The sequence below is a fragment of the Paenibacillus sp. RC84 genome (genome assembly GCF_041260495.1).
Lineage (GTDB): Bacteria > Bacillota > Bacilli > Paenibacillales > NBRC-103111 > Paenibacillus_F.
The window spans coordinates 105,120-130,558 of record NZ_JBGBYL010000008.1; the positions used below are offsets into that span (position 1 = coordinate 105,120).

Below are 25,439 nucleotides of genomic sequence, written 5' to 3' on the forward strand. Positions count from 1 at the left end.
GAGGGTTATAATTCAAATCAAAGAAAATCGAAACGTTTCACTTGACGTTCTATGTAAGCATTTTGCGAAGTGCTTCGGCACTCGTGTCCATTAAAACTTCTATAACTAAAAGCAAGAAAAAATCTGCGCGAGGAGGCGGCGGAATGACGGAACAACAGCTGCTGGCTAGGATAAAGGAAATGACGTTGGAGGAAAAAATCGCTCAGCTGCTGCAGCTGGCGGGTCCTTTTTTTGAAGGGGCGGACGGGCAGATTACCGGTCCCATGGCTTCCATGGGTATTACCGGCGAGATGACGGCCCACGCGGGTTCCGTTCTGGGCGTAGCCGGTGCCGGGCAGGTCAAGGCCGTCCAGGAAGCTCACCTGCGCGGCAGACCGGAAGCGATTCCGCTCTTGTTTATGGCGGACGTCGTGCACGGATACCGGACGATCTTCCCGGTACCGCTGGCCACCGGCTGCTCCTGGGATATGGAGCTGGCCGAGAAAAGCGCGGAAATCGCGGCGAGAGAAGCCGCCGTATCCGGCGTGCATGTGACCTTCGCCCCGATGGTCGACCTGGTGCGCGATCCCCGCTGGGGACGCGTAATGGAGTCGACGGGCGAAGACCCGTACCTGAACGGGGAATACGCGCGGGCTTTCGTGCGCGGATTCCAGGGCGCGGACCTGACCGGCGACAAGGAGCGGGTGGCGGCCTGCGTCAAGCATTTCGCCGCCTACGGCGCGGGGGAAGGCGGCCGCGATTACAATACGGTGGACATGTCGGAGCGCCAGCTCCGGGAGCAGTACCTGCCGGCTTACAAGGCCGCTCTGGAGGAAGGCTGCGAGATGGTTATGACGTCCTTTAACACGGTGGACGGCATTCCGGCCAGCGGCAACAAACGCCTCATGCGCGACCTGCTGCGCGGGGAATGGAACTTCGACGGCGTCCTGATCTCCGACTGGGGAGCCGTCAAGGAGCTGATTCCGCACGGAACCGCCGCGGATGAAGCCGAAGCCGCCCGCCGGGCGATCGAGGCGGGCGTCGACATCGAGATGATGACCGCGTGCTACGTGCATCATCTCCCGGCGCTTGTCGCCTCCGGCGAAGTCGATGAAGCGCTCATCGACGAAGGCGTGCTCCGCATTCTGCGGCTCAAACAGAAGCTCGGCTTGTTTGACGCCCCGTACCGCGGCGCCGATGAAGAGCGCGAGCGGGAAGTGGTGCTCTGCGCGGAACACCGCAGCGCGGCAAGGGAACTGGCGCAGAAATCGTGCGTTCTGCTCAAGAACGAAGGCGTCCTGCCGCTGAAGCCGGACCGCAGCATCGCCCTGATCGGCCCGTTCGCCAAAAGCGGCGACATTCTCGGGCCTTGGTCGTGGCTCGGCTCGCAGGACGAAGCGGTGCCGCTGTATGACGGCCTGGCCGCGCACACCGATCCGTCCCGGATCACGGTTGCGGAAGGCTGCGGCATCGAGAGCGGCACGCCGGAGCAAGCCGCAGCCGCGCTGGAAGCGGCGCGCGGCGCCGATGTGATCGTGCTGGCGCTGGGCGAGCACTCCGGCATGAGCGGCGAGGCTTGCAGCCGCGGAGACATCCGGCTGCCGGGAGCGCAGCTGAGGCTTGTCGCCGAGCTGCGGGCGCTCGGCAAGCCGATGGCGGCCGTGCTGTTCAACGGCCGTCCGCTCGACCTGCACGGCCTGATCGATCAGACGGACGCCGTGCTGGAGGCTTGGTTCCCGGGCACCGAAGGCGGCGCGGCGATCGCCGATCTGCTCTTCGGCCGGGCGAACCCGTCCGGAAGGCTGTCCATGAGCTTCCCGCACAGCGTAGGGCAGGTGCCGGTTTATTACAATCACTTTAATACGGGACGCCCCAAAGATGCGCAGGACGCCCAGGAGCATTACGTTTCCAAATATCTGGATATTCCCAACGAGCCTTTGCTTCCGTTCGGGTTCGGTTTAAGCTACACGACCTTCGCCTACGACACTCCGACACTGGACTCTGCAAGTATGACGGCGGATCAGCCGCTGACGGCACGGGTCAATGTGACCAATACGGGAGAGACCGCAGGAGAAGAAGTCGTCCAGCTGTATATACGTGACATGGCAGGTGAGGTCGTCCGTCCGGTCAAGGAATTGAAAGCGTACCGGAAACTGTTCCTGAAGCCGGGTGAAACGGCCGAGGTACGGTTCGACTTAACCGAAGAACAGCTCCGTTACCATCATTCCGACTTGAGTTTTGCAAGCGATCCGGGAGAATTTGCCGTCTTCGTCGGCCCGAACAGCCGTGATACCGCAGAGCTCCGGTTCCGACTAACGAAGTAAAGAAAGCGAGTGAACATCACCATGGCCCAGTTGAAGGATCGGTCGTTACAACTGAAATCGGGCAGCCTGCAATTCTCCTTCCTGAACAGCGGGGATATCGCGGAGATTGTATCCGGTTCTACCCTGATCAACCAGTGGATCGGTAATCCACTGGACGGCTCTATGAACAACCTGTATCTGCGTCTGCACCGTGAAGAAGGCATTCAGGCGTATCCTCTGCTCGGAGTCCGCTCGGCCAGCCACATGAGCCGGAAGGAGTCCGGCATCGCTTGGAACGGAGAAATTGAGGGCATTTCTTATGAAGTAACGTTTACGCTGACTCCGCAAAATATCTGGTTTTGGGACGTAAAGGTGACGGGAGGAGCCGGGGATACCCCGGTTGATATCCTGTACGGCCAAGATCTCGGTCTAGCGGACAAAGGAGCGGTGCGGAGCAACGAAGCGTACATGTCCCAATATATCGACCACAGCGTTTTCCAAGACGAAAAGCGCGGGTATGCCGTCTGTTCCAGACAGAACCAGCCGCAGGGCGGGGCTTTTCCGTATGTGCAGCAGGGTTCGCTGACGAGAGCGGACGGGTACTCCACCGACGGCTTCCAATTTTACGGGCTTTCCTATAAAGAAACGGATAAGCCCGAAGCGTTGGCCCGTCCTCATCTCGCCAATGAGATTTACCAGTACGAGTTTGCTTATACGGCGCTGCAATCCGGTCGTGTCGTTCCGGGTGAGGAGCCGGTCCGGTTCGTTTTTTACGGACTGTTCAAAGAGAATCACCCCGAAGCCGTTACCGCTCTCGAGTTCGGCTCGGAAGTTTCCGCAGCCTGGGAGCAGGTCGAGGCTTTGAACGCGGTTGCCGACGGCAACGGCGACAGTGGCAGCGGCACCGACACCGTAAGCGGCTCCGGCGCTCTGGAACCGGTGCGTTTGTCGGATGACATCGGAGCTCCGCTTACCGGTTTGACGATGACTGCGGAAGAAGTGGCCGGATATTTTCCCGACCGCCGTCTGGAAGAAACGCTGGAAGGCGAGCTGCTTTCTTTTTTCACAGAGACAAATGAGCATGTCGTGCTGAAAGCCAAGGAGCTCCGCGTCGAGCGTCCGCACGGGCATATTCTGATGAGCGGGGATAACGCCCGTCTCCGGGAATCCGTTCTGACATCGACCGCATACATGTACGGCTTGTTCAATTCCCAGCTGACCGTGGGCAATACGTCGTTTAACAAAATGCTGACGAACGCCCGCAGCGCTCTCAACGTCTCCAAAACGTCGGGACAGCGCATTTATATCGAAACCGGCGGGGAATACCGTCTGCTGACGATGCCGTCCCTGTTCGAGATCGGGTTCAACTATACCCGCTGGTTTTATAAACTGGTCGATGACACGGTCATCGTAACCGTCTTTACGGCGGCGGACGCGCCGGAGATTCGTCTCCAGCTTCGTTCCGTCCGGGGCAAAACCTACCGTTACCTGGTCACTCATCAGGTTTCGATGAACAACAACGAATATGAAGCTCCGTTTCATCTGTCGGTACAAGAAGACGGTCAAACGCTCCTATTTATGGCGGATGCGGCCTCGGACAGTGCACAGGTATGGCCGGATCTTACCTACCGCATGCAGGTCGCGGGCGCTCCGCTGCGCTTGACCGACGAAACGCGTCTTGCCCCGAAAGCAGAGCCGGGCTCGGCTTCCTTGGCTGTGCTGGAACTGGGGGAAAGCGCCTCCTGGAGCATGGCCGTTCAAGGACTTCTGCGAGGGAAAGAGATGCCTTTTGCGGACAGGGAAGCGGATCTGGAAGCGGAACGTTACCGTGCGTTCCTAGGTACTGTCATGAACGGCTTCCACCTGTACCGGGCCAATGGGGAAAAAGATGCGGAGCTGGCGAAAATGAACGTGCTGGCCTGGTGGTACACCCACAACATGCTCGTTCATTACTCCGTTCCGCACGGCCTGGAACAGTACGGCGGAGCCGCCTGGGGAACGCGCGACGTATGCCAAGGCCCGTCCGAATACTTCCTGGCGACGGGGAAATACGGCGAGGTCCGGGATATTCTGCGGACTGTGTTTTCCCATCAGTTCGAAGACGACGGCAGCTGGCCGCAGTGGTTCATGTTCGACCGGTATTCCCGCATTCAGCAGGAAGAAAGCCACGGGGACGTCATTGTCTGGCCGCTTAAGGTGCTCGCCGATTATTTGAGCGCCACAGGGGATTTCTCTGTCCTGGACGAGCAGCTTCCGTATACGCAGCGCCACGGAGGGAACTTTACGGAAAAGACCGCTTCCCTGCTGGAGCATGCCGTCAAGGAAATCGGCTACATCCGCAGCCATTTCCTGCACGACACCCATCTGTCCTCCTACGGGGACGGAGACTGGGACGACACCCTTCAGCCGGCTAACGCCCAGCTGAAGCAGTTTATGGTCAGCTCCTGGACCGTGTCGCTGACCTACCAGGTCTTCCGCCGGCTCTCTGCCGTGCTGGCGGACAGCCGCGGCGCGCTGGCGGCGGAGCTGCGCGGCATGGCGGACGGCATCCAGGCCGATTACATGCGCTATATGCTGCCGTCCGAAGCGTCCGTGATCCCCGGCTTCTTGTACATGGAGGAGCCCGGCAAAGCCGAGAAGATGCTCCATCCGGAGGATACGAAGACGGGGATCACCTACCGGCTGCTGCCGATGACGCGCAGCATGATCAGCGAGCTGCTGACGCCGGAGCAGGCGGAAGCCCATTACCGCCTCATCAAGGCGGAAATGTACTGTCCGGACGGCGTCCGGCTCATGAACCGGCCCGCGAATTACGCGGGGGGCGTCAGCACGAACTTCAAGCGCGCGGAGCAGGCCGCGAACTTCGGCCGCGAAGTCGGCCTCCAGTACGTGCACGCCCATATCCGCTTCGTCGAAGCGATGGCGAAGCTGGGCAAGACCGGCGAAGTATGGCGCGGGCTCCAGATGATCAACCCCGTCCGTCTGCAGGACGTGGTGCCGAATGCGGAGCTCCGCCAGAGCAACGCGTACTTCAGCAGCTCCGACGGGAAATTCAACACCCGCTACGAGGCGCAGGAGCGCTTTAACGAGCTGCGCGACGGCAGCGTGCCGGTCAAAGGCGGCTGGAGAATCTACTCCAGCGGTCCGGGAATTTACATGAACCAGCTCATCTCGAATGGTCTCGGCATCCGGATGGACACCGGAAGTCTCATCGTGGACCCCGTGCTGGGCGAGGAGCTGGACGGTCTCTGCTTCCGGTTCCGCATTCTGGACCGGCCTGTTACCTTCGTGTACCACCTGAGCGACCGTGAAGTTTCCCGCGTCACGATAAACGGACGGGAAGTGGCTGCCCAGCGGCTGCCCAACCGTTACCGGACGGGGGGACTCCGTCTGAGCGGCGAGCAGCTGAAAAGCCTGACCGAGGAAGGGCCGAACGTGATCGAAATTTACAGCTAAAGGCGAAGCGAAAGGCGATCTTCACGGATCGCCCTTTTGCATCTCTTTTACCGGTTCATTTAATGGTATAGTAAATAAATAGAAGCGTGAGTACGGAGTGTGAGAAGGTTAAACGAAACCGGAGAAAATAGCGAATGCAACAAGGTTAGGAGCGAGAATAGTGGTAAGCATTAAAGATATCGCAAAACAAGCCGGCGTATCCATTTCGACGGTATCTTACGCGCTGAACGGCAGCCCCAAGGTAACCGACGAGACGTGCGCCCGGATTTTGGCGATCGCCAAGGAACTGAACTATACTCCGAATGCGGCAGCCCGTACGCTAAAAAAGCGGGAAAGTAAAATTATCGGCGTCTTTCTGACCGATTTCAGCGGACCTTTCTACGGACATCTTTTGCAGGGAATCAAGGAGTATTTAAACGGGCACGATTACGAGCTTATCGTCTGCAGCGGGTCCCAGTCCCACCGCTTCCTGCCGGAACGGATGATCGACGGGGCCATTATCCTGGATGCCGCTTTTACCGACGGAGAACTGCTGCAGCATGCGGACCGGGGCCATAAAATCGTCGTGCTCGACCGCGAGCTGATTCACCCGAACATCAATCAGGTGCTTCTGGACAACAAGGCGGGGGCCAATTTGGCTGCCGATTACGTCCTGGAAAAAGGGCACCGCAAGCTATATGTGGTAGCGGGGCCGCAAGATTCTTACGATTCCGACAAGCGCTTACATGCCGTCCGGAAAACCGTAGGGCGCTACAAGGATGTGGATTACACCGAGCTGCCGGGCAGCTTCGATAAAGAGTCCGGAGAGAAAGCCGCACGGCACATCCTGGAGGCCTATAAGGAGCCGGCTGCCGTTCTTTGTCTCAACGACGAGATGGCGGTTGGCGTCTATAATACCGTGGCGGAATTGGATTACCGCATCGGCGAGCACATCCATATTATCGGCTTCGATAATATCGAGCTGTCGGCTTACGTCAGCCCGCGGCTGGCTACGATCGACTATTCCAAGCACAAGTGGGGCGCGTTGGCGGCGGAACAGCTTTTGAAATTGATCGCCGGCGAGAAGGTCGAACATGAACGGATCTACGTCACGCTGGTGAAGGGCGAGTCGGTGGGGGATGTGTAGGATCGTCTTGCAGCAAAAAAACAAGAAAGACCCGAGAAGAATCTCGGGATCTTTCTTGTTTTTTTGTTATGAATCAAGCTTATAAAAACTAAAAAAAGGTAGATACAGGAAGATGGAAAGATATTATACTGAAAATAATACAAAAGCAGGAGGAAATATATGTTAATAAAAAAGTTATTAAAGTTATCCCTGTTATTATTTGGAGTTTCTATAAGTTTTCAATACCAGGGTCATGTGTCGGCGGAGTCTGCGGGAACGAACCGGATTATTACTCTAACGATTGGGAATCCGCAAGCGGATATTGACGGACAGAAAACGGTCATGCCTGCAGCGCCTATATTGATAAAAGATACCAGCATGGTTCCGTTTCGGTTTCTCGGAGAACTGCTGGGAGCCGAAGTAACCTGGGAAAATTCCACACAGACGGTTACCCTCAAAGGGAACGATCGCACTGTCACGTTGTCGGTCGGTCAACCCGAAGCCAACGTGAATGGGGTTTCGACGGTCCTGGACCAGCCGGCTGCAATCGTGAATGAGACAACTCTGGTGCCTCTACGCTTTATCGCCGAGAGTTTAAATCGCAACGTTGCTTACGACAATGCTTCCAAGGTGATCACTATCGTATCTAAAGAAGAGACTAAACCGGTTCCCCCAGTTCCAGATAAAGAAATCCCAAAGAAGAAGCTGGAGCATCCGACCGTCGATAATCTCTCTCTTAAGATAGGGAAATCTTATTCAAAGATATGTATTAATTATTTAGAGTGCAAGAGTGCCAAAACACGCTTTGTATCCAGTTTTGTGACCGATTCTAACGACAATATTTATATGATTGACTACGATGCGAAACGTCAAATCAAGTACGAGTATGTTATCTCCCTGTATAACCAAAAGACGGGGAATAACAGAAAGTTGGAACAAGTTTTGAATGTAAACGAAAAGTTTGATATCGAGTATTTGGATAAAAAAAATCAGCTTCAAAGTCTGTCCTATCGAGACTTGGCTCCCGAGAAAATTTTTTACGATGAGAAGCGCGACAAACTGTATATGTTGGCTAGTGTAGAGAAGAAGGATATTAAAATTGTCATTTATGAAATTCTTCCCGAGGTAAAGTTGATTACTTATAACGCCGATGAGACTTTGTTCGACGAAGAAAATGACATAATGACAACGTTGGATGGGGTTAATTTGATCTTCAGTAATACATTTTTCGGCAGTATTTATTCGGTAGAAGCCGGGAAAGAGCGTTCCCTGAAGGCGGTTATAACTGCCGATAAAAAGCCCAGACTTGTTTCCCTCATTAAGGATAACAAAATTTATTTGCTGGATTATTTAAATAAAACCATTCATATGCTGCGGGAAGACGGCCGTCTTATCGAGGTTGCCAAAGTGAAGATGGAGAAGATCGGCGCAGCCGCCTCCAAAGGCGAATTTTTTTATGCGGCTGATAAAAATGGATTCTATAAAATCGATGTCACCGGTAAGGTCGAGGATTACGTGAAATTAAGCGAGCTTCGCTACAATAGTGGCTTGTATGAGCCTAAAACCAAAACCTACGATCGTCTCGCGACGAGTAACTTTAATTTTGAGGATTTGCCTTATTCTCCGTTTATCCAGCGTGGACCCGGTGGGGAGGTTGCTGTGGGAACTTTAGAAATGGATTTTTTCGACGATGCCATTCCTGTAGACTTTGCGGTAGACAGCCAGGGCAATATTATTATTCATGACAATGAACACAAATTGCTTAGACGAATCAATGTTTATGGACATGAACAATAATGTAATATTCCGGCCTATTTAAAATTCAGGCTGATCGGTTCTCCAAGATTTTGGACCGATCGCCTGTTTTTTTTATCTTTGAAAAACTATTTCTATTTAAAAATAGTCCTTACATTCGTCACTCCTTTAGGGTTTGTCTGTCTATCCGCGCGGTGATAAGATAGGGGGAGGAAGGGGAAGAGGGTTATGGCGAGACAACGGGCGTTTACTAAATCGGAGCTGCTGGACGCGACCGAGCGCTTATTGATGGAGCGCGGCTATGACGGCTTTCATCTGAAAGCCTTGTCCGAAATGCTGTCGGGCGCAAGAAGCACAATCTACGAATATTACGCCAACAAGGAAGAAATCGTCGCGGCCTGTATGCGCAGAACGATGGAGCAGACGATCGAGGCTTGCGAAGGCATCGAGCAACTCGAACCGGTAGCGGCCATAAAAAAAGTGCTGCTTATTTTTCTGGAGCTGTCGAACTTCCATACGCTGATGCTGGCGGCCCCCAAAATCGACGAAACGGCCTCGGACAAAGCGAGACGGGATCTTGAATTTTTGAATGAAGGCCATGCGGACTTGAAAAAAAAGCTGACCGCTCTGTTCCAACAAGCCCAGGAAGCGGGCGCGCTGAGAGCGGATATTCCTCTTCCGGTGATCACGGCCGTTTTTTTTCATGCCATCGACACGCCGAATTGGCTGAATGTGCCGACCGAGGAATGGGCGGACATGCTTTTTGGCCTCTGGTGGAACGGCGGAGGGAATCCCCTGACTAAATAAACCGGGGTGACGTGTAAAGGAACCGCGGAGTTCCGGCAGGCCCCTTTTCCATAAGCTAAATTTGACGGCTATGTCGATAAAAGACGTCTGCCGCTAAAGCTGACCTTGCTGAAATTGTCAGCCTGCGGCACATGCCGGACTATAAAAAAAGCCATCTTTCCGGCTGCCCTGAGGCAGCCGGAAGATGGCTTTTTTTGCTGACGCCGCTGACGCCGCTGACGCCGCTGACGCCGCTGACGCCGCTGACGCCGCTGACGCCGCTGACGCCGCTGACGCTGCTACGCGCAGCTTATTCCGGTGAAGCGCCGATCCGCCTTATTCGGCAAGCGCGCTCTCATCGGCTGTCTGGCGCTGCGGAATGGACGATTTGCTCAGCACGACAGGAACTTTGACCGTGGTTTTGACGGCCGGATTCTTGGCGGATGAGATGGTGACGGTCAGTTCGACGTTGACGACCCCGCTGTTCGGGACGAACTTCAGAACACCGCTGTTGTCGATGTAAGCTTTATTGGAGCTGTTCGTGACCTTGTACACGATTCCGTCCGTTTTAGGGAGCTGCAGAACCGGCTGGTTGATTTTGCGCATATTGACGATTTTAGCCTTAAAATCGTCCTTTGCTTTAGCGACACGGTCGTTCTCCAGGTTGGCTATACGCAGGGAGCTGTAAGCCGTGTAGGAGATGCCGTCCACGTTGTTGCCGAACTCATCGATCTTCTGAGCGATTACGGAGAGCTTGTAGGTTCCTTCCGCAAGCTGTTTCACCTTCAGGTTACCGTTCGGATCCAGCTCTCCGTCCACATAAGAACCGTCGATGCCTTCGAACGAGTAAACGCCAGGCTCGATCAGTTTGAGACGGCCGTTAGCGTCGGTCCGGGTGATTTCGTCGAGGATGCCGATTTCTTTGTCATCGAGTCCCACGGCCCAGAGGGAAATCGCGTTCACGTCCTTGGCCGTCAGGCGGAAGGAAAGGTCGGTTGTGGTCGGGGAGCCGTCACGATTATCGGGATAAATGGCATTTTCCGTTTGCTCCAGTTCCTGCAGACCGAATCCGTTTTCCGGCTTATCTTGACCGACGTGAACGGCGAAAGGCAGGTGCAGCGAAGGCTGGCCGCTTCTTTCCAGAAGCACTTCGCCTTCATAAACGCCTTTAACCGCATTGTTCTTCGGTGTTACGGACAAATAAAATCCTTTGGAAGCACCGGCCGCAACGGTCAGTTTACCGTTTTGCAGACCGAGCAGCTGAGCGGTCAGGTTCGTGACATCCGGCGTTTTGGTCGGAGCGTTCGGATCCGACGTTACGTTCGGATGCAGCACGACTTTGGCCGAGTACGTCACGCTTTGCTTCGATACGTTCTTCAGTTGAAGCTCCTTTTGGGCGTTCGTTCCCGGAGCCAGAAGGCCGAAGCTAACGGACGGGTTGTAGTTCGTCACGGCTTGAGGCTGCCAGTACTTATCGAGAATGGTAATCGGCTCCACGGATTGGAGCAGCGCCTGCGTCTTCACGGCAGTACCCACATTCGCACGGCCTGCGCCCTGCGAGTAGACGTCGTACAGCTTGCCGTCCAGGTCGCTGATTTTGTCCGACGTGTTAGCCAGCGCAGCGCGGATATCCAGCGGCGACCAGTCCGGATGCTGCTGTTTCAGCAGCAGCGCAAGTCCGGCTACGTGCGGAGTGGCCATGCTGGTACCGCTGATGCGGCTGTAGGCGGTATTGTAGTTCGCATCCGGTTTTTGCTTGCCGTAGGCAGGCCATGTGGACAGAATGCTCACACCCGGCGCGCTGATATCCGGCTTGATGCTCAGGTCGCCGTCCACATTCGGACCGCGGGAGCTGAACGTCGCCATCGTATCGCCCGGGATTTCGCTCTTCGGATAGTTGGCCCCGAAAGCGAGCTTCAGCGTCTGGCCTTGAGCGGCCAGCGCTTTTCTGGCGAGAGCGCGTCCTTCCGTGCCTTTCATGTCGAAGGTCGGAATGTACTCGAAGCCGTCGCCGAGGAAAGCGGCGGAACCGACAAAGCCGTCACGGCCGATGACCGACTCAGAAAGATCGGCTTTAGTCGCATCTCCGCGTTCGGTGTTGCCGTTGAAAATAATCGCCGCTTTCGCGCCTCTTTGCTTGGCGTTGGCGATTTTGTCCACGAAGGCGAGATTACCGCGGGAGATCAGCACGACTTTGCCGGTTACGTCTTTGCCTTCATAATCCTGAGGCTGACCCAGGTTGACGTACACGACGTCCCTAGGGTTGGTGCCCAGAATGGAGGCGAAGTTTTCTTGGCCGGTTTCCCAAGCCATCACATTGAGATTGTATCCGGCGGCGGCAGGCGTCACCGGTGAAACTGCAGCGGCGCCCAGGGAAACGGGCGGCGTATAGACCGCCTCCGATACGGATGCCGTGTACTGCGTTTTCGGGCTGGTTACGGCGCCTACGGAGATAGCGAGCTGCGAAGTCGCGGGCGATCCCAGCGAATAGTAGTAAGGCCCTTTGTCCGCCGCGTTGCCGTTCGCGATAACGGCGGTTACGCCGCCGAGCACGGCGTTGTTGATAGCCACGACATCGGGAGAGTTAGGGTCTTTCTCGGAGTCGGAGCCGAGAGACAGGTTAATGACGTTCATGCCGTCTTTAACCGCATGCTCGATGCCGTCGATGACCTGAGCCGAGGAGCCGGACGATTTGCCCGTTTCGGGATTCCGGCCGAGCACTTTATATACATACAAATCGGCTTCGTAAGCGACGCCTTTTTGAACGATGTCCGAGCTTGGGTTGGATGCTCTTCCTACGATCGTTCCGGATACGTGGGTGCCGTGAGACGTCCCTTCAAATCCGGTGCCGTAAGGGTCTTCCTCCGGAGTAAGCGGAGGCTCTTCGTAAGGGTCGTTATCCTTCTCGAAGGAATCGTAGCCGCCTTTGTAGGCATCCTTCAAGTCGGGGTGAAGATAGTCGACTCCGGTATCGATAACGCCGACTTTGAGGCCTTTACCGGTAAGGCCCTTGGCCCAGGCGACATCCGCGCCGATCTGTTTCAGCGGAGTGATGTCATAATTGGGGCTGCTGACATCCAGCCCTTTCGGTTCGTCTACGGGGATCGGGAAATAATTGGCGCTGGGGTGAATCGATTTGACGCCGGCCAGTTTTGCCAGCGCGGGAATTTTGTTGGCCGGAACGGTTACTTCCAGTCCATTTAAAACGGTATTATACTGGTAATTAACCTGGAGGTTAATTCCGCTGCTTTTGGCGGCGCTGACCAGAGCGGTCTGCTCCTGCGTAATGGCCGATTCGGTAGATTCGGCTGCCAGAGCGGACATGCCCAGCTTAGCGGCGTATTTGCCTACGGCGACCGGCTGATTTTGCAGCTGGACAATAACACGGACGGAATTCATGGAGGCCGTATTCAGTTTCGGGGAAATATACCCCTTGACCTGGCCCGGGAGCGAGTTTGTACCGGGATTCAGAGAACCATTGAGCTGGGTACGCGGTTGGATGCTTTTGCCGGACTGGGCTGCGCTGGCATGAGGCAGCGCCGTGCCTGCAACGAATGCAAACGCGAGCGACATCACGGATAATTTTTGGATGAGATGGCGATTTTTCAACTAGTTCCCTCTTTTCATTCATATTTGAACAATAAACGAGCTAGTGAACGATCCGGAACCTCCTCCCTTTTCAAGATTAGGCCTGTACAATATGTAAGACAGTTCTTAAAGGGGATTTATTCCATAAAAAATGGATAATTTCATCCTTTTTACAGAAAATATTTTTTTTCATGAAAAATGGGTTGGAATTTGTCTTTAAAATGAGCCTTGCTCGGCTTTTCTTGCGGGCTTATAGTGGGAGATAGAGGATAAAAGGGTGAGGGGGCCTCTGGGGGAAGATGGATGCGAGACTGCACGACTTATTCCGGCCCGTTCAGGCGAACGGAAGAGTTTCTACCTATATATATGAAGAAAAAGGGCCGTCCCCCGTTCTCAAGCCGTACGTATGCTGCTATTGGCAGTCCGAACCGTGCGGTGTTGAGGCTGCGCCGCTGCTTCTTCGACCGGATGCGGTGGACCGGGTTCTTCCCGACGGCTGCACGGATATCATTTTTACGGAGAATCTGAAAACGGGTGAAATGCAAGTAAGGTACTGCGGGACTTTCCAGCAAGCTTTTACCCTTTCCTATGAGGAGGGGGCGCCCATGAGAAAGTTCGGAATCCGTTTTCTGCCCGGTGGCGCGTATCCGTTCCTGCGGACGGCCTTGTCCGAATTTCACGATCAGGCGGTTGCGGCCGGGCAAATCGGCCCGGTTATCGGGGAAGAAACAGAGGAACGCGTTCGGGAGGCCCGTTCTTTCCGGGAAAGAATCGGAGCGGTCGAAGCGTGTCTGGTGCGGCAGCTGAGTGACAAGGGTACGGACGGGGACAATCGGATGAAGAACGTGCTGTACCGCGTTTTTATTTCAGGCGGCGGGGAAACGGTAAGCGAATTGGCACGGTCCGAAACCATCAGCACGAGGCAACTTCACCGTTCGTTCAATCAATGGGTGGGCCTCAGCCCGAAAAAGTTCGCTGAAGTGGTGCGGTTTCAAACGCTCCTCAGGGACATTCAGGCCGGTTCCGTCACCGATTGGGCGGCTGCGGCGGCAGAGCGCGGGTTTTTCGATCAGGCTCATATGATCCGCGAGTTCAAGAGATTTTACGGAGCATCGCCGATAAAGGCGGCAGCCGAATACCGGGGCATGTCCGATTTATCCTATCTGTAAGCGGTCGGGTTTGGTTATACTGATATGTATCTCGAATGGAACAAGAAAGGATGGGGATTACCTATGAGCGGAGTTATGCAAATCAGGGATCATCTTCTGGACGAGCTGGAGCTGTCGGTCCGGACAAGCGAGGCGCTGATCCGGCGGATCAGACCGGAGGAGTGGGGATTCACCCCGGGGGAAAACATGCGGACGCTTCTGCAGCTCGTCCATCATATTGCCGCTTTGCCCGCCTCGGACCTGGCCATTTTGCAGGAAAAATCGCAGCCGGAGGTTGAACTTGTCGAAAACGGCGCGCAGGACGTGACGGACCCGGAACAGCTGGCGAAGCGGCTGAGGACTCACTTCGATACGCTGAAAGCTTATATGGTTTCGCTGAGCGAAGACGAGCTTTTGAACAAAGAGACGAAAGCTTTCTATTTGGAGCACAGCATGCCTCAAATCAAATGGCTGATCGAAATCGTGACGCATCTTTTTCACCATCGTTCGCAGCTGTACAATTATTTGAAGCACAACGGTCATGAATTGAACTTCTTTATGCTGTACGCTTAAAATAAAAAAAACAGGAAGGAGCCGCACTCCTTCCTGTTTTCCGGCCGCCGTTAAACCGGCGGAAGGATCGTCACGTCTTATTGCGGAACCCGCCGGTTGACCGGCGGGTTCTTTCTTTTGATCGGGTGTTAGGAGCGGTTCAGCCGTTTTCTCGCCAGGAGCTGTTTGTACTGGAAGTAGACCGTGCAGCCGATGCAGTAGCCGAGCAGAGCGGTTCCGGCGGCCGCCAGCAGCATGCCGGCAAATATGTAGCCCGCAGCCGTCCAGCCGACGGAGAACGAGAGCACGGACAGAAGGAGGAACAGCACGGCGAGCACGTTGTTGAAGCGCTGAAGCTCCGCCGCCTGGGTTTCGCCGTCCGTCCGCAGGAAAGGCTTGGCCGCCTGCACGAACAAGTTCCAGCGGAGCAGCAGACCCGCCAGTTGTATGGCAAGCAGCAGGCCGAGCAGCCAAGGCTGACGGGTAGCGAACGTAAGTACCGCGAACAGGACGATGCCGGCCTGATTCGCTTTGATATAGGACATAGGGATTTCTTTCAAGAAGATCACCTCACGAGTCGTCAATGTTGTATAACCAACTTAACCGATAGGTTTTGATAAGTCAATCCGTAACTCTTTCCGTTCGCTTCGCGCCCATGTCCCCGTTCCGCCTCCTTCCGGACGCTTACAAAATCTTCAAGCATACTTAACGCAGCGCTGACATAGTACTGGTAGAGTAAGAGACATGCAGGAACAACTGAATATCCAAGGGTAAGAGTCCAGGAGAAAACCCTTTATGCACAAACGAAAATGTCTTGCTTCGGCATTTTCCGGTTTGATGGATAGAGGGTTTTTTTGTTGTTCTCGCCCATGGCCGTCCGGAACCGATCCGGATATCTCATTCGAAAGGAATGGATCAGAAATGAGAAGATTCTCCCGGTTTTTGAGCCTGTTTCTAACCGCCGCTTTACTGTGCGGTACGGCTCCGCTTGGCCTGTTCGATGCGGCGGCATACGCTGCCGACCCGGGGAGGAAGGCGCTGGATGTCCGCAAGACGCTGACTCCGCCCGTAATCGACGGCAGGCTCGACGAGTCGCTCTGGAACCTCAGCGAAACGATGAATGTCCGGACAGGCGAAGGCACGTTCAAAAACGCCCGGTTCGGGTTGTTGTGGGATAACAAGTATTTGTATATCGGCGTGAAAGCCGAGGACGACACGCTGGTCCCAGGCGGAACGGGGTACTGGTTCGAGCAGGACAATATCAATTTCTTCTTCGATCCGACCCTGCATCAGTCGGCACCTTTTGCAGCCGATGATATGCAGGCGGGATTCGTGTACAAACCCGGCTCTACGCCGGAATTTCATTTCGGGGCGGCGCTGGGCAACCACAGCGGCAAAGACGAGAAGAAAATCTTGAGGGCAGTCGGCACCGAACAGGGCGGATGGACGCTGGAAACCGCGATTCCGTGGGACATGCTCCATTTTGATGCGGGTCTGCAGAAGCAGCTCGGCTTTGAGATCGGTGTAACGGACCGTTACGAGGCTGACACGAGCAAGCAGCGCACAAGCTACTGGAGCGCGTTTAACTCCAAATCGTTCTGGAACGACACGGCCGGCTACGGAATTCTCAACCTGAAAGACGAGAACCCGGTTTCGGCTCAAATCGATCCCGTGCTCCTTCAGGATCATTTCGACGGCTATGCGCCGGGGCAAATTCCGGCCGGATGGATCTCCGATGTGAATGCGGGAAGCTCTCCCTTTACCGTCGTTCAGGATACATACGGTAACGGCCGCATGGCTTTCGACGGCAAAGCCTCCGGGCAGCAGGCCCGCATCTCCGCGCCTGTCCAGTGGGACGATTATATCGTCGAAGCGGACATGCGGTTTGAAGAGGTGCTTAACGATACGAGGTGGGCGGCCCTGATGTTCAGGGGAGCGGCCGACGGGAAAAATCCGTACAACCAGATGGCGGTCCGCCGCAACGGAACCTTCGAGCTGGCTTACCGGATGCCCAATAACAACTGGGCTTCGCCTACGCCTGTAAGCGGCATGTGGAAACCGCTGGAGTTCAATAAGGACTATACGTTGAAGGTCCGCGCAGTCGGAAACAACGTCAAAGAATACATCAAAGCCAAAGACGAGGCGGATTTTACGCTTCTCATGGATCAGAATTTCCCTTCCAATCTTCTGGAAAAAGGAAAAGTCGGCTTTCAGGCCGATCAGAGCAAAGTTTCGTTCGATAACCTGAAGGTGACGCGGGTAACGGCCGATCGGCTGGATGTGACGCTGCCGGGCACGCTGGAAGCTTTGACGGGTCCCGCGACCGTTACGGGAAGCGTGTATTATTCGGACGGGGTAACGGAAGTGCCGGCCCGGGACGCCATTCGCCTGTACTCTTCCGATGAGACGATTGTGAAAATCGTGAATAACCAGCTCTATCCGGTAAAAGCGGGCAAAGCGTCCGTAAAAGCCGTCTACGCCAATGCGGAAACGGCGCGTGAAATCACCGTCACTCCTTCGGCGACGGGCGCCCAAGCCGTTAAGCTGCAGCATGCGGAAGGCTATGTGCTGACGGATACCGGTGTGAAACTGGATCTTAATACGCTCAGCTTCCAGGCCGAATTCAGCGATTTCTCCAAAGGGACGCTGAAAGGCGGAGATCTTCTCTGGAAACCGGCAGGTCAAGAGGTTTCAGCAGGAAACGGTACTCTGCAGGTGAATAAAAAAGGCGCTTATCCGGTTACGGTTCAGAAGGATAACGCGTCGCTTACCGTGATGGTCATTGCCAAGAATCCGGGGGAGAAGGAATACACCCTCTATGAGGAAAACTTCGATCAAACGGTCGAAGGCACTCTTCCGAAGGACTGGACGCGTAAAGAAGGAACGACCGCTTCAGCGGCGGTCGTCAAGTCGGGCGCATTTGAACTGAACGCCTCCGCCGCCCCGGATAATCCTTCCCGCGTACTGCTTCCCGAGTATCTGGGACTGTTCGGGAATTACAAAATCGAGGCGGATATTACGCATCTCTCCGCTAACGATGCAGCGAGATGGCATTCGATTATGTTCCGTATCCAAAATGACAATGTCCCCTATTACCAGATGGCCGTCCGGCAAAATGCGGCAGCCGTGAACGGGGTTGAATTCGCGGAACGGACGCCTGCTAACGAGTGGAATGTGATGGACCGCGGCTCTTACACCGAAGCGATCGACCCCGCGAAAATGTACCACTACACCGTCAAAGCCTACGGCGACCGGGTACAGGAATGGATCGGCGACAAGCTTCTCGTCGACACCGATAACGCCGGCGCTTACAAGAAGGGCCGCATCGGTCTCCAGGCGAACGGAAGCCGCATGAAGGTAGACAATATCCGCGTCACTCTACAGCAGGATGCGCTTCCTCCGCTGCCTTCCGAGCGTTTCGTGCAGGTCGTGGAGCCGGAGACGAAGATTTCCCTGGCCCCTACTGTGGTCACGGAGCTGAAATCCTCCGCCGACCTGGTTAAGCTGCAGGGAACTTCCCTGCCAGCGACGGCCATGCTGTACGTGAACGGCAATCTGAAAATCACCGCTCCCGGAGGCGCCGAAATCGGCAGCCTGGATGACATCTTGGGAGCGCTGAACAATAAAGTGATTCCGGCTTTCTATGTCCGGGATGAGCCGAGCACCGACAAGCTTGTCGAGGCGCTCAAAGCGAGAGGTATCGAAGACGCGTTCATCGTGTCCGACAAAGGCGAGTTGGTCAAAAAAGCGCGTCAGGCTTACCCGATTATCCGAGGTATTCTGGATTTCCGCCAGGCCAAAGCGGATACCAACGAAGAGTTGATGGAAATCCGCCGCAAAACGACCGTAAATCTGGCCAAAATCGCGCTCCTGTCCCAGAAAGCGGCTACGCGTGAGAGTATGGCTTATCTCCAGCAACGGACTTTGGTGGTGTGGGCGCAGGACCAGTCCGCTCAAGCGGATAAAAACGTGTCCCTGCACAATCTGATTACGGGCGGAGCGAACGGCATCGTGACGGATGCGCCGGAAGCAGCTATCGGGGCGCTGAAGCTGTATTCCAACGGAACGACTCTGATCCGTAAACCGTATATTATCGGTCACCGGGGCATTCCTTCCGAGGCTCCGGAGAATACCATCGAAAGCAATGCGCTCTCCCTCGAATACGGAGCCGATTTTATCGAAAACGATATGTACTTGACCAAAGACGGCCATCTTGTCATCGTTCATGATTCGGTCTTGGAAAACACGACGAACGGTAAAGGCAGAGTCGAAGACTTTACCCTTGCCGAGCTCAAAAAGCTCAACGCGAACAAACCGTTCCCGACCGGGTATCCCGATGTGAAGATACCGACACTGGATGAACAGATCGACCTGGCCAGATCCAAGGGCCGCATGGTAATGGCCGAAATTAAAACCAGTACCCCGGCGGCGGTCGATGCTTTTGTAAGAATCATCAAGGAAAAGAAAGCCGAAGACCTCGTCGATGCGATGTCCTTCGACACGAATCAACTGAAGCGGCTTGCCGAGCTGATGCCCGAAATGCCTTCGGGTCTGCTGACAAGCGGCTATGCCAACGAAGCCAATGTCAACAAATCGCTGAGGGAAACGCTCAAGGTGCTTCAGCCTTTGAACGCGACGTTCAACACGAGCTACGGCGGACTCGGTAAAAATTTCATGGAAGCCGCCAAACACCGGGGCGTAATCATTTCTCCATGGACATTCAACAACAAGAACGATTTTATTAAGTTTTTCGGGCTTGGGGCCTTCGGCATTACGACCGATTATGCGTCCTGGTCCGCAGATTGGGCCGCATCGGTTAAACCGGGAAAGAGCTCGTACAGCCTGTCTCCGGGCGAAAAAGCGACACTCTCCTTGGAAGTGGAATCCTACAGAGGGACGAAAACGAACACCGTGCCGGATATCGTCCTGCTGGACGGACAGGATGTCGTGGACGTAAGCGGCAGCCAAATCACAGGCAAAAAAGCGGGAAAAGCCCATGCTCTCCTGCGGTACACGGCTTCTATCGATGCCGCTAACAAATATGACCTCTACACTCAGCCGGTTACGCTGGAAGTAAAAGGCGGCAGCGGCGGAAACGATGGAGGCAGCAGCGGTGGCGACAATGGAAGCGAAGGAAATAACGGTAACAACGGCAACAACGGAAATAACGGCAATAACGGAAATAACGGCAATAACGGAAATAACGGCAATAACGGTAACAATGGCGGTTCTGCCGGGAAGGTGACGGCATCCGGCGGTACCGTGGACGCTTCCGCCCTGCGAGAAGCGCTCACAACCCATTCGACCGTAGAAATCGCCTACACGGGCGACACGGTCGAAATCCCGGCGTCCGCATTGATGGACGTCCCTCAAGGCAGCCGGACACTCGTCATCGCGGGTCCGGTAGGCAAGTACACCGTACAGCTCGCGGATTTGAAGCTGGACGAAGCTGCGCGCAAGCTGGGAGGCGAAAGCCGCAGCATGAACGTGCGTTACACCCTCCGCTATGCGGCGGACAGCGATGCGGCCGCAATCGGAGCGGCCGTGAAAGCGGCAGGTTTGCAGGCGGCTGGAACCCCGGTGCAGCTCGAAATCGCCGCAAAGGCCCAGTCCGGCGGCTCTGCGGCGCTGGAAACACAGGGACAGCTGGAGCTGACCCTGGACGGGACTTTCGACGCGAAGAGAGCGACCGGCGTGCGCGCTTACCCGAATGAGAAGAAAATCTCATTCGCGCCATCCCTCTTCGCACCGGCAGGCACGGCCAAGACGGCCGTGACGTTTAAGCGCAGCGGCAGCGGCTTCTACGCGGTCGTAAGCGGCGCGCCGGTCTTCGCCGACATGGCCGGCCACTGGGCGCAGGCCGATGTCGAGCTGCTTGCGGCGAAGCTCGTCGTGGAAGGCAGCGGCGGCGGCCGGTTCGACGCCGAGCGCAGCGTTACGCGCGCCGAGTTTGCGGCGCTGCTTGTCCGGGCGCTCGGCCTGCCGAAAGCGGCCGGGCCGGCAGCCTTCGGCGACGTCGGCTCCGCCGACTGGTTCGCCGGAGATGTGGCCGCTGCGGCGGCTGCGGGTCTGATCGGCGGCTATGAGGACGGCTCGTTCCGTCCGCAGCGCCCGATCACCCGCGAAGAGCAGGCGGCCATGCTCGTCCGCGCCCTGCCTTATGCGGGCGCGGCATCCGCTGCGGCGGTCACGAAGCCGCAGCAGGAAGAGATTCTTGCCCGGTACACCGATTCGGGCAAGATCGGCTGGGCGCAGGCGGAAGTAGCCGCAGCCGTTCATGCCGGTCTCATGAACGGCATGACGGACGGCACGCTGGCGCCGGAAGGCGAAGCGACCCGCGCTCAGTCCGCGGTGATGCTGCGGCGGTTCCTTGTCACCGCCGGCTTCATCAACTAACGCAAGCGAAAGCACCGATCCCAAACCTGCGCAGAACTTCTGCGCAGGTTTTTTTACATGCCTAGTTTTGCGCAGAGTATGACGGGCTCCCTTCATGCAACGCCATACCGCACGAGGAGGCTGCCGGATGAGTTTGATCGGGGGCCATTTTTATATAAGGCTATGTTAAATTACAATGTTGATATTTTACATTTTCGAATACACTCCACCGAACGGAAGTCACTTAAACTTGGGCAAAGCTAAGTGGCGTGGCGTCAGTTACGATCAATATGTATACTGGTTACCCATAACAATCAGAAGGTGACATTATCTGGCGTTCTTAGAGTGGAAGCATTCGAACGTCTAAGTTGGATGAAGCAGTTGGTTTTCAGTTCATCATGCAAAAACGAGGGGCATAGACCACTACCGCTTCAAGTCTGACGTGCAGCTTCATGTAGAAAGCGTGTACTACATTCAGAATGTAAAAAGCCCCCGCAACCGTTTGAAACGCTGGATCGACCGCTTTAATGGCGTTGAAACAAAGTGATTGCAACATTACCGGGCGTTGTTCCCGCTATTTAGACAGCAAGGAATATAAGAATACTGCACCGAATAAGAAGAAAATGCTGACTTTTTTGCTGAATTAACAGCAAATTATAATTATAAGCAGATATAAGTGGGAGGCAACTACATGTCGCAAAAAGTTACTAATGATCAAACCCTATCCCAATTGATTGTACTTGGTGAGATTAAAGCAATATTTTATTCAATTGGTGAGGATTTTTGGTTGCGTGGAGGTTGGGCAATTGACTTCCTACTTGGTAAGATTACCAGACCGCATGAAGACCTCGATTTGGTCACATGGGTACAGTATCGAGAAAGTCTGGAACGGGCACTTATAGAATCAGGTTTCGAAAGGATGCCTGTAAGTGATAGGCAGACGGATTTCCGTAAGAGTAACGTGGAAATTCAATTTCTTTATGTAACTCGATCAAGTGAAGGAAATATTATTCTGAATGGACTGCCCGAATGGGTGTGGCGAGCAGATTCACTTCCCTTGAAACAATTCACCCTGAACGGAATATCAGCATCCGTAATAAGCCCAAATCAATTGCTCGAAGAAAAGGTAGTGTACGAGCAAATCGGTCGAACGCTACGACCCAAAGATATCGAAAGTAAAAAAATCCTTACCAGCATCATTGCAAAAGGTTGATCATTATGTGCTTAACCAGGAATAGATTTTTCATTTGATCGCCTTATTAGGAAGTCGGTTTGTTTTTATAGGTCAAATAGCTCACTAATAACTCTGGTAAAACCGATAATTATAGGAGGATAAGCCTATTATTGATAGGCAACCTTTTTTACAAGGGAGGTTGCTAATACGGAAAAAGGGGATTTGAAACGTGCTGAAAAAAACATCTTTCTTGGCGGCGCTTCTTTTGATGGTGGCCGTGGCAAGCTTCTCGGGGGCGGCATTGGCAAGAGATTATCTTTTGCCCCATAGCGCTTACATCGAGATCTGCGAAGAAGATCCCGGTGATCAGCTATGCCAAAATTTCTGTGAAGACTTTCCGGACAAGGAAGCGGAGGGCAAGAGACGGGAGAGAATGCCGTGCAGGCAAGACTCGATGTCCAGTTTAACCGGATGAACATCAAGGTGAACGGCAAAGAGTTCGTGGCGCCTAATATTTTGTATGAGGGGACCACATATCTGCCTATAAGGGATCTGGCCAACCTGCTCGGATTAAACGTGAATTATTACGGGGCCGCCTAGACGGCCTACATCGGCCAACTGCCCGCCGGAGAAGTGCCCGATGAGGTTATCGACGAATGGGAGAAGCAGGGCTCGGATGAGAGTACGGATACGGATGCGGCAGCCGGAACACTCGTGCGGGGCGGCGGAACCATCGACGTTTATCTGGATCGTGTGCAGGTGAAGGTTCACGGGGAACGCATCGCCGCAAGTACGTTTCTTTACGACGGGACGACGTATGTTCCGATGAGAGCCGCCTGCGACATTCTTGAGCTTCCGGTCAACTATTACGGCCCTTCGTCTACCGCTTACATCGGAAAAGTTCCCGCAGGTGAAGTGCCCAAGGCTGAAGTTGACAAGTGGATGTCCGGCAAATAAACGTTTTTCTAACTCAATATAAGAAGGGAAGATCGCAAAAGACATGGCCAATACGACGATCAACGTGACACTTCCGAAGGAATTCGATTTCGAGTCCAACCGGAAGCCGCAGGGCGGGGCATCTTATTTTGACGGAGGCTTGCTGGAATTGATAGGCCTGTATCTGCTCGGGGCCATCATCACAGGTCTAACGGCAGGGATTTGTTACCCGTGGAGCCTCGTCATCATTTACCGCTGGAAGATTGAGCATACGGTCATTGAAGGACGCCGTCTGCGCTTTGAAGGAACGGCGGTCGGACTTTTCGGTTCGTGGATCAAGTGGTTCCTGCTCGGCCTTGTCACGTTAGGCATTTATTTCTTCTGGGCGGGCATCAAGCTGGAGCAGTGGAAAGCCAAGCACACGTATTTCCGGTAAAAAAGAACAGGTACGCCGGGCGCTGCCTATCCGCCGTACGGCAACTTAAGCAAAAATTGAAAAACCGCAGTCGTCTCCTAAAGAGGACTGCGGTTTCTTTATTACCGGCGGTGCGGCAGCCGCAAACTTTGCGGTCATGCCCCCGACGGACTAAACTTGGAGGCTAAGGCCGCCCGCTTAATTCACGCCCACCGCGTCGTAGGCTTTGCCTACGGATACGGCTTCGGCGGAGCCGGCTCCGTACAGGTCTACCGCGGATTGTACGGCGGCCGCACGGATGTTGGAGAAGTTGGAATATGGAGACAGGTAGTACGTCAGGGCATGGTAATAAATGTTGATGGCTTTGTCACGGCCGATGCCCGCAACGGTAACGTTATAATGAGTGCCGCCTTGCGCGATCAGGTAGAACGCTTTGTTGTTGATGCCGCTGTTCGTGTGAACGCCTCCGTTATCGGAAGTGCCCGTGTACCGTTTGCTGTAGTGGTTAGGCTGGTTGAACTGCTCCGGGTTGGACAGGGAGCGGATCGCGTCGCCCGGTTTGCCCGGCGTGTAAATATCGTCTCCGAGCAGCCAGTTGGTCCCTTGGATCGTATTTCCGAAAATATCGGAAATCGATTCGTTCAGGGCACCGGACTCGCCGTAATACTCAAGGCCGGCCGTGTATTCGGTTACGGCATGCGTCAGCTCGTGGCCGATGATATCCGGATCGCCGGAGAAGGGCAGGAAGTTGACCCCGTCGCCGTCTCCGTAAACGATCTGTACGCCGTTCCAGAAGGCGTTGTTATAGTTTTGTCCGTAGTGAACGGTTGATTTGATCAGCTTTCCGTTGCCGTCCAGGCTGTTGCGTCCGAACTTGGTTTTGTAGAAGTCGTAGACTTTCTCCGCGTAAGCGTGAGCGTCTACGGCCGCCCGGTCGGTCCAGTTGGTATTGTTGGTATTTGTTTTAAGTACCCCAGGCAGAGAGGAACCGTTGTTGGCGCTATAGGTTTCAATGCCGTTGCCGCGCGTGGTATCCTTCAGCTGGAAAGTCGAGCCGCTCTGTGTCGTAATGAACTGTTTGGTATCACCCAGCACGCCTGTGCCCGTACCGACCGCATGATCGAGCAGGTCGTACTTCTTCACGATAGAGCCGTCAACCGCATCGATAAAGTAACGGGTACGAATCGGGGATGGCTCTAATACGTTCACCTCTGTCGCATAGGTGAGCACGTTTTTGCCTTCCAGCGGATAGATCGTCAGCTCCGCCTGTGCGGGCTTCTGCTGCTGGCCGAGTTTGCCGACGGCTTTCTCGGTGTCCGCAATAGCGGTTTTGATCGCATCGGAAGCGCTGATTTTGGCTTTAACTCCGTTAGCCACTTCTTGCTCCGAATCCGCAAGCAGGCTTCCGAGATAAGAAGTCACGTTGCCGCTCTTATCCAGATGCACCGTCTGCTCCGCTCCGTAGACCGGGATTCCTTTGACGTATTGCTTCAGGCGATAGTGATTCGTTCCGCTCGCAGCGTCGGTCTGCTTGGAGACAATCTTCAGATTGTCTTTCAAGCTGCCGCTAAGGCTTAGCGCTTCTTTCTTGTGATCGAGGAAGCCCCACACTTTCTCATCGTTCGAAAGTCCTGCCGGCGCTTTCCAAGTTTCCCCGATAAATTTAGGGGTTACGGATTTCGGCGTTGCAACCTCGGCGGTTGCTGCACTTGCAGGCAGAGCGGATGCAATCAGGAGTGTTCCTCCGAGTACGAGCGAAGTCAGCTTCTTTTTCATAATAAAAAATCCCTCCTAGGAAATGGTTGATGGCCGCTGTGCGGCGCCTGGGCAAAACGCGTTAGCCGGTTAATCTTAGCTGCGGCCTTGC

At 54.8% G+C, this 25,439-nt stretch carries 15 protein-coding genes; 12 read left to right on the forward strand and 3 right to left on the reverse strand.

Going from position 1 to position 25,439, the window contains the following annotated elements; all coding sequences use genetic code 11:
• The first annotated feature begins 143 nt into the window (after window positions 1–143).
• The 5 genes from bglX (at window position 144) to ABH899_RS18695 (ending at window position 9,405) form a co-directional block, all read left to right on the forward strand.
• Window positions 144–2,303 carry a beta-glucosidase BglX gene (gene bglX, locus ABH899_RS18675; protein ID WP_369999239.1) on the forward strand — a complete coding sequence of 720 codons (2,160 nt, stop codon included), beginning with the start codon at window positions 144–146 and terminating at the stop codon, window positions 2,301–2,303.
• Window positions 2,304–2,324: 21 nt separating this feature from the next.
• Complete coding sequence (locus ABH899_RS18680; protein WP_369999747.1) at window positions 2,325–5,738, forward strand: GH36-type glycosyl hydrolase domain-containing protein; 3,414 nt, start codon at window positions 2,325–2,327, stop codon at window positions 5,736–5,738.
• 160 nt (window positions 5,739–5,898) lie between these two features.
• The gene (locus ABH899_RS18685; protein ID WP_369999242.1) at window positions 5,899–6,864 is read left to right on the forward strand and encodes a LacI family DNA-binding transcriptional regulator; all 966 of its coding nucleotides are present in this window, start codon (window positions 5,899–5,901) and stop codon (window positions 6,862–6,864) included.
• Window positions 6,865–7,023: 159 nt separating this feature from the next.
• Window positions 7,024–8,640: a copper amine oxidase N-terminal domain-containing protein gene (locus ABH899_RS18690; RefSeq protein ID WP_369999244.1), complete on the forward strand. Its 1,617-nt coding sequence runs from the start codon at window positions 7,024–7,026 to the stop codon at window positions 8,638–8,640.
• Window positions 8,641–8,826: 186 nt separating this feature from the next.
• Window positions 8,827–9,405 carry a TetR/AcrR family transcriptional regulator gene (locus ABH899_RS18695; protein ID WP_009675353.1) on the forward strand — a complete coding sequence of 193 codons (579 nt, stop codon included), beginning with the start codon at window positions 8,827–8,829 and terminating at the stop codon, window positions 9,403–9,405.
• Between the two features lie 315 nt (window positions 9,406–9,720).
• Here the strand turns inward: ABH899_RS18695 and ABH899_RS18700 are convergent, their stop codons facing one another.
• Window positions 9,721–12,993: a S8 family serine peptidase gene (locus ABH899_RS18700; RefSeq protein ID WP_369999246.1), complete on the reverse strand. Its 3,273-nt coding sequence runs from the start codon at window positions 12,991–12,993 to the stop codon at window positions 9,721–9,723.
• A gap of 278 nt (window positions 12,994–13,271) precedes the next feature.
• On the opposite strand from ABH899_RS18700, the gene ABH899_RS18705 reads away from it, so the two are divergent.
• Both ABH899_RS18705 and ABH899_RS18710 read left to right on the forward strand, forming a co-directional pair.
• A complete protein-coding gene (locus tag ABH899_RS18705; protein ID WP_369999249.1) occupies window positions 13,272–14,141 on the forward strand; it encodes an AraC family transcriptional regulator in 870 nt (289 codons plus the stop codon).
• A gap of 63 nt (window positions 14,142–14,204) precedes the next feature.
• Window positions 14,205–14,693 (forward strand): DinB family protein, encoded by a 489-nt coding sequence (locus ABH899_RS18710; RefSeq protein ID WP_369999251.1) that lies wholly within the window; start codon window positions 14,205–14,207, stop codon window positions 14,691–14,693.
• A gap of 128 nt (window positions 14,694–14,821) precedes the next feature.
• On the opposite strand, the gene ABH899_RS18715 is transcribed toward ABH899_RS18710, so the two are convergent.
• On the reverse strand, window positions 14,822–15,232 hold the full coding sequence (locus ABH899_RS18715; protein ID WP_369999254.1) for a DUF4395 family protein: 411 nt from the start codon (window positions 15,230–15,232) through the stop codon (window positions 14,822–14,824).
• A gap of 361 nt (window positions 15,233–15,593) precedes the next feature.
• On the opposite strand from ABH899_RS18715, the gene ABH899_RS18720 reads away from it, so the two are divergent.
• From ABH899_RS18720 to ABH899_RS18740, 5 genes are all read left to right on the forward strand, one after another.
• Window positions 15,594–21,068, forward strand: a complete 5,475-nt coding sequence (locus ABH899_RS18720) for a glycerophosphodiester phosphodiesterase family protein (protein ID WP_369999257.1) — start codon at window positions 15,594–15,596, stop codon at window positions 21,066–21,068.
• Window positions 21,069–21,738: 670 nt separating this feature from the next.
• Window positions 21,739–22,260, forward strand: coding sequence for a nucleotidyltransferase domain-containing protein (locus tag ABH899_RS18725; RefSeq protein WP_369999260.1), 522 nt, complete (start codon window positions 21,739–21,741; stop codon window positions 22,258–22,260).
• 399 nt (window positions 22,261–22,659) lie between these two features.
• Window positions 22,660–22,821 carry a stalk domain-containing protein gene (locus ABH899_RS18730; protein ID WP_369999263.1) on the forward strand — a complete coding sequence of 54 codons (162 nt, stop codon included), beginning with the start codon at window positions 22,660–22,662 and terminating at the stop codon, window positions 22,819–22,821.
• Between the two features lie 33 nt (window positions 22,822–22,854).
• Entirely contained in the window at window positions 22,855–23,178 is a 324-nt protein-coding gene (locus ABH899_RS18735) for a hypothetical protein (RefSeq protein WP_369999265.1), read from the forward strand.
• A gap of 43 nt (window positions 23,179–23,221) precedes the next feature.
• Window positions 23,222–23,593, forward strand: a complete 372-nt coding sequence (locus ABH899_RS18740; RefSeq protein WP_369999268.1) for a DUF898 family protein — start codon at window positions 23,222–23,224, stop codon at window positions 23,591–23,593.
• A 177-nt stretch (window positions 23,594–23,770) separates the two neighbouring features.
• On the opposite strand, the gene ABH899_RS18745 is transcribed toward ABH899_RS18740, so the two are convergent.
• Window positions 23,771–25,348 carry a M4 family metallopeptidase gene (locus ABH899_RS18745; RefSeq protein WP_369999271.1) on the reverse strand — a complete coding sequence of 526 codons (1,578 nt, stop codon included), beginning with the start codon at window positions 25,346–25,348 and terminating at the stop codon, window positions 23,771–23,773.
• Window positions 25,349–25,439 lie beyond the last annotated feature (91 nt).

Excerpts from the sequence above, each read along its gene's own strand:
- bglX (WP_369999239.1), top strand. The coding sequence starts at position 144 with ATGACGGAACAACAGCTGCTGGCTAGGATAAAGGAAATGACGTTGGAG.
- ABH899_RS18680 (WP_369999747.1), top strand. The coding sequence starts at position 2,325 with ATGGCCCAGTTGAAGGATCGGTCGTTACAACTGAAATCGGGCAGCCTG.
- ABH899_RS18690 (WP_369999244.1), top strand. The coding sequence starts at position 7,024 with ATGTTAATAAAAAAGTTATTAAAGTTATCCCTGTTATTATTTGGAGTT.
- ABH899_RS18695 (WP_009675353.1), top strand. The coding sequence starts at position 8,827 with ATGGCGAGACAACGGGCGTTTACTAAATCGGAGCTGCTGGACGCGACC.
- ABH899_RS18705 (WP_369999249.1), top strand. The coding sequence starts at position 13,272 with ATGGATGCGAGACTGCACGACTTATTCCGGCCCGTTCAGGCGAACGGA.
- ABH899_RS18710 (WP_369999251.1), top strand. The coding sequence starts at position 14,205 with ATGAGCGGAGTTATGCAAATCAGGGATCATCTTCTGGACGAGCTGGAG.
- ABH899_RS18720 (WP_369999257.1), top strand. The coding sequence starts at position 15,594 with ATGAGAAGATTCTCCCGGTTTTTGAGCCTGTTTCTAACCGCCGCTTTA.
- ABH899_RS18725 (WP_369999260.1), top strand. The coding sequence starts at position 21,739 with ATGTCGCAAAAAGTTACTAATGATCAAACCCTATCCCAATTGATTGTA.
- ABH899_RS18740 (WP_369999268.1), top strand. The coding sequence starts at position 23,222 with ATGGCCAATACGACGATCAACGTGACACTTCCGAAGGAATTCGATTTC.
- ABH899_RS18745 (WP_369999271.1), bottom strand. The coding sequence starts at position 25,348 with ATGAAAAAGAAGCTGACTTCGCTCGTACTCGGAGGAACACTCCTGATT.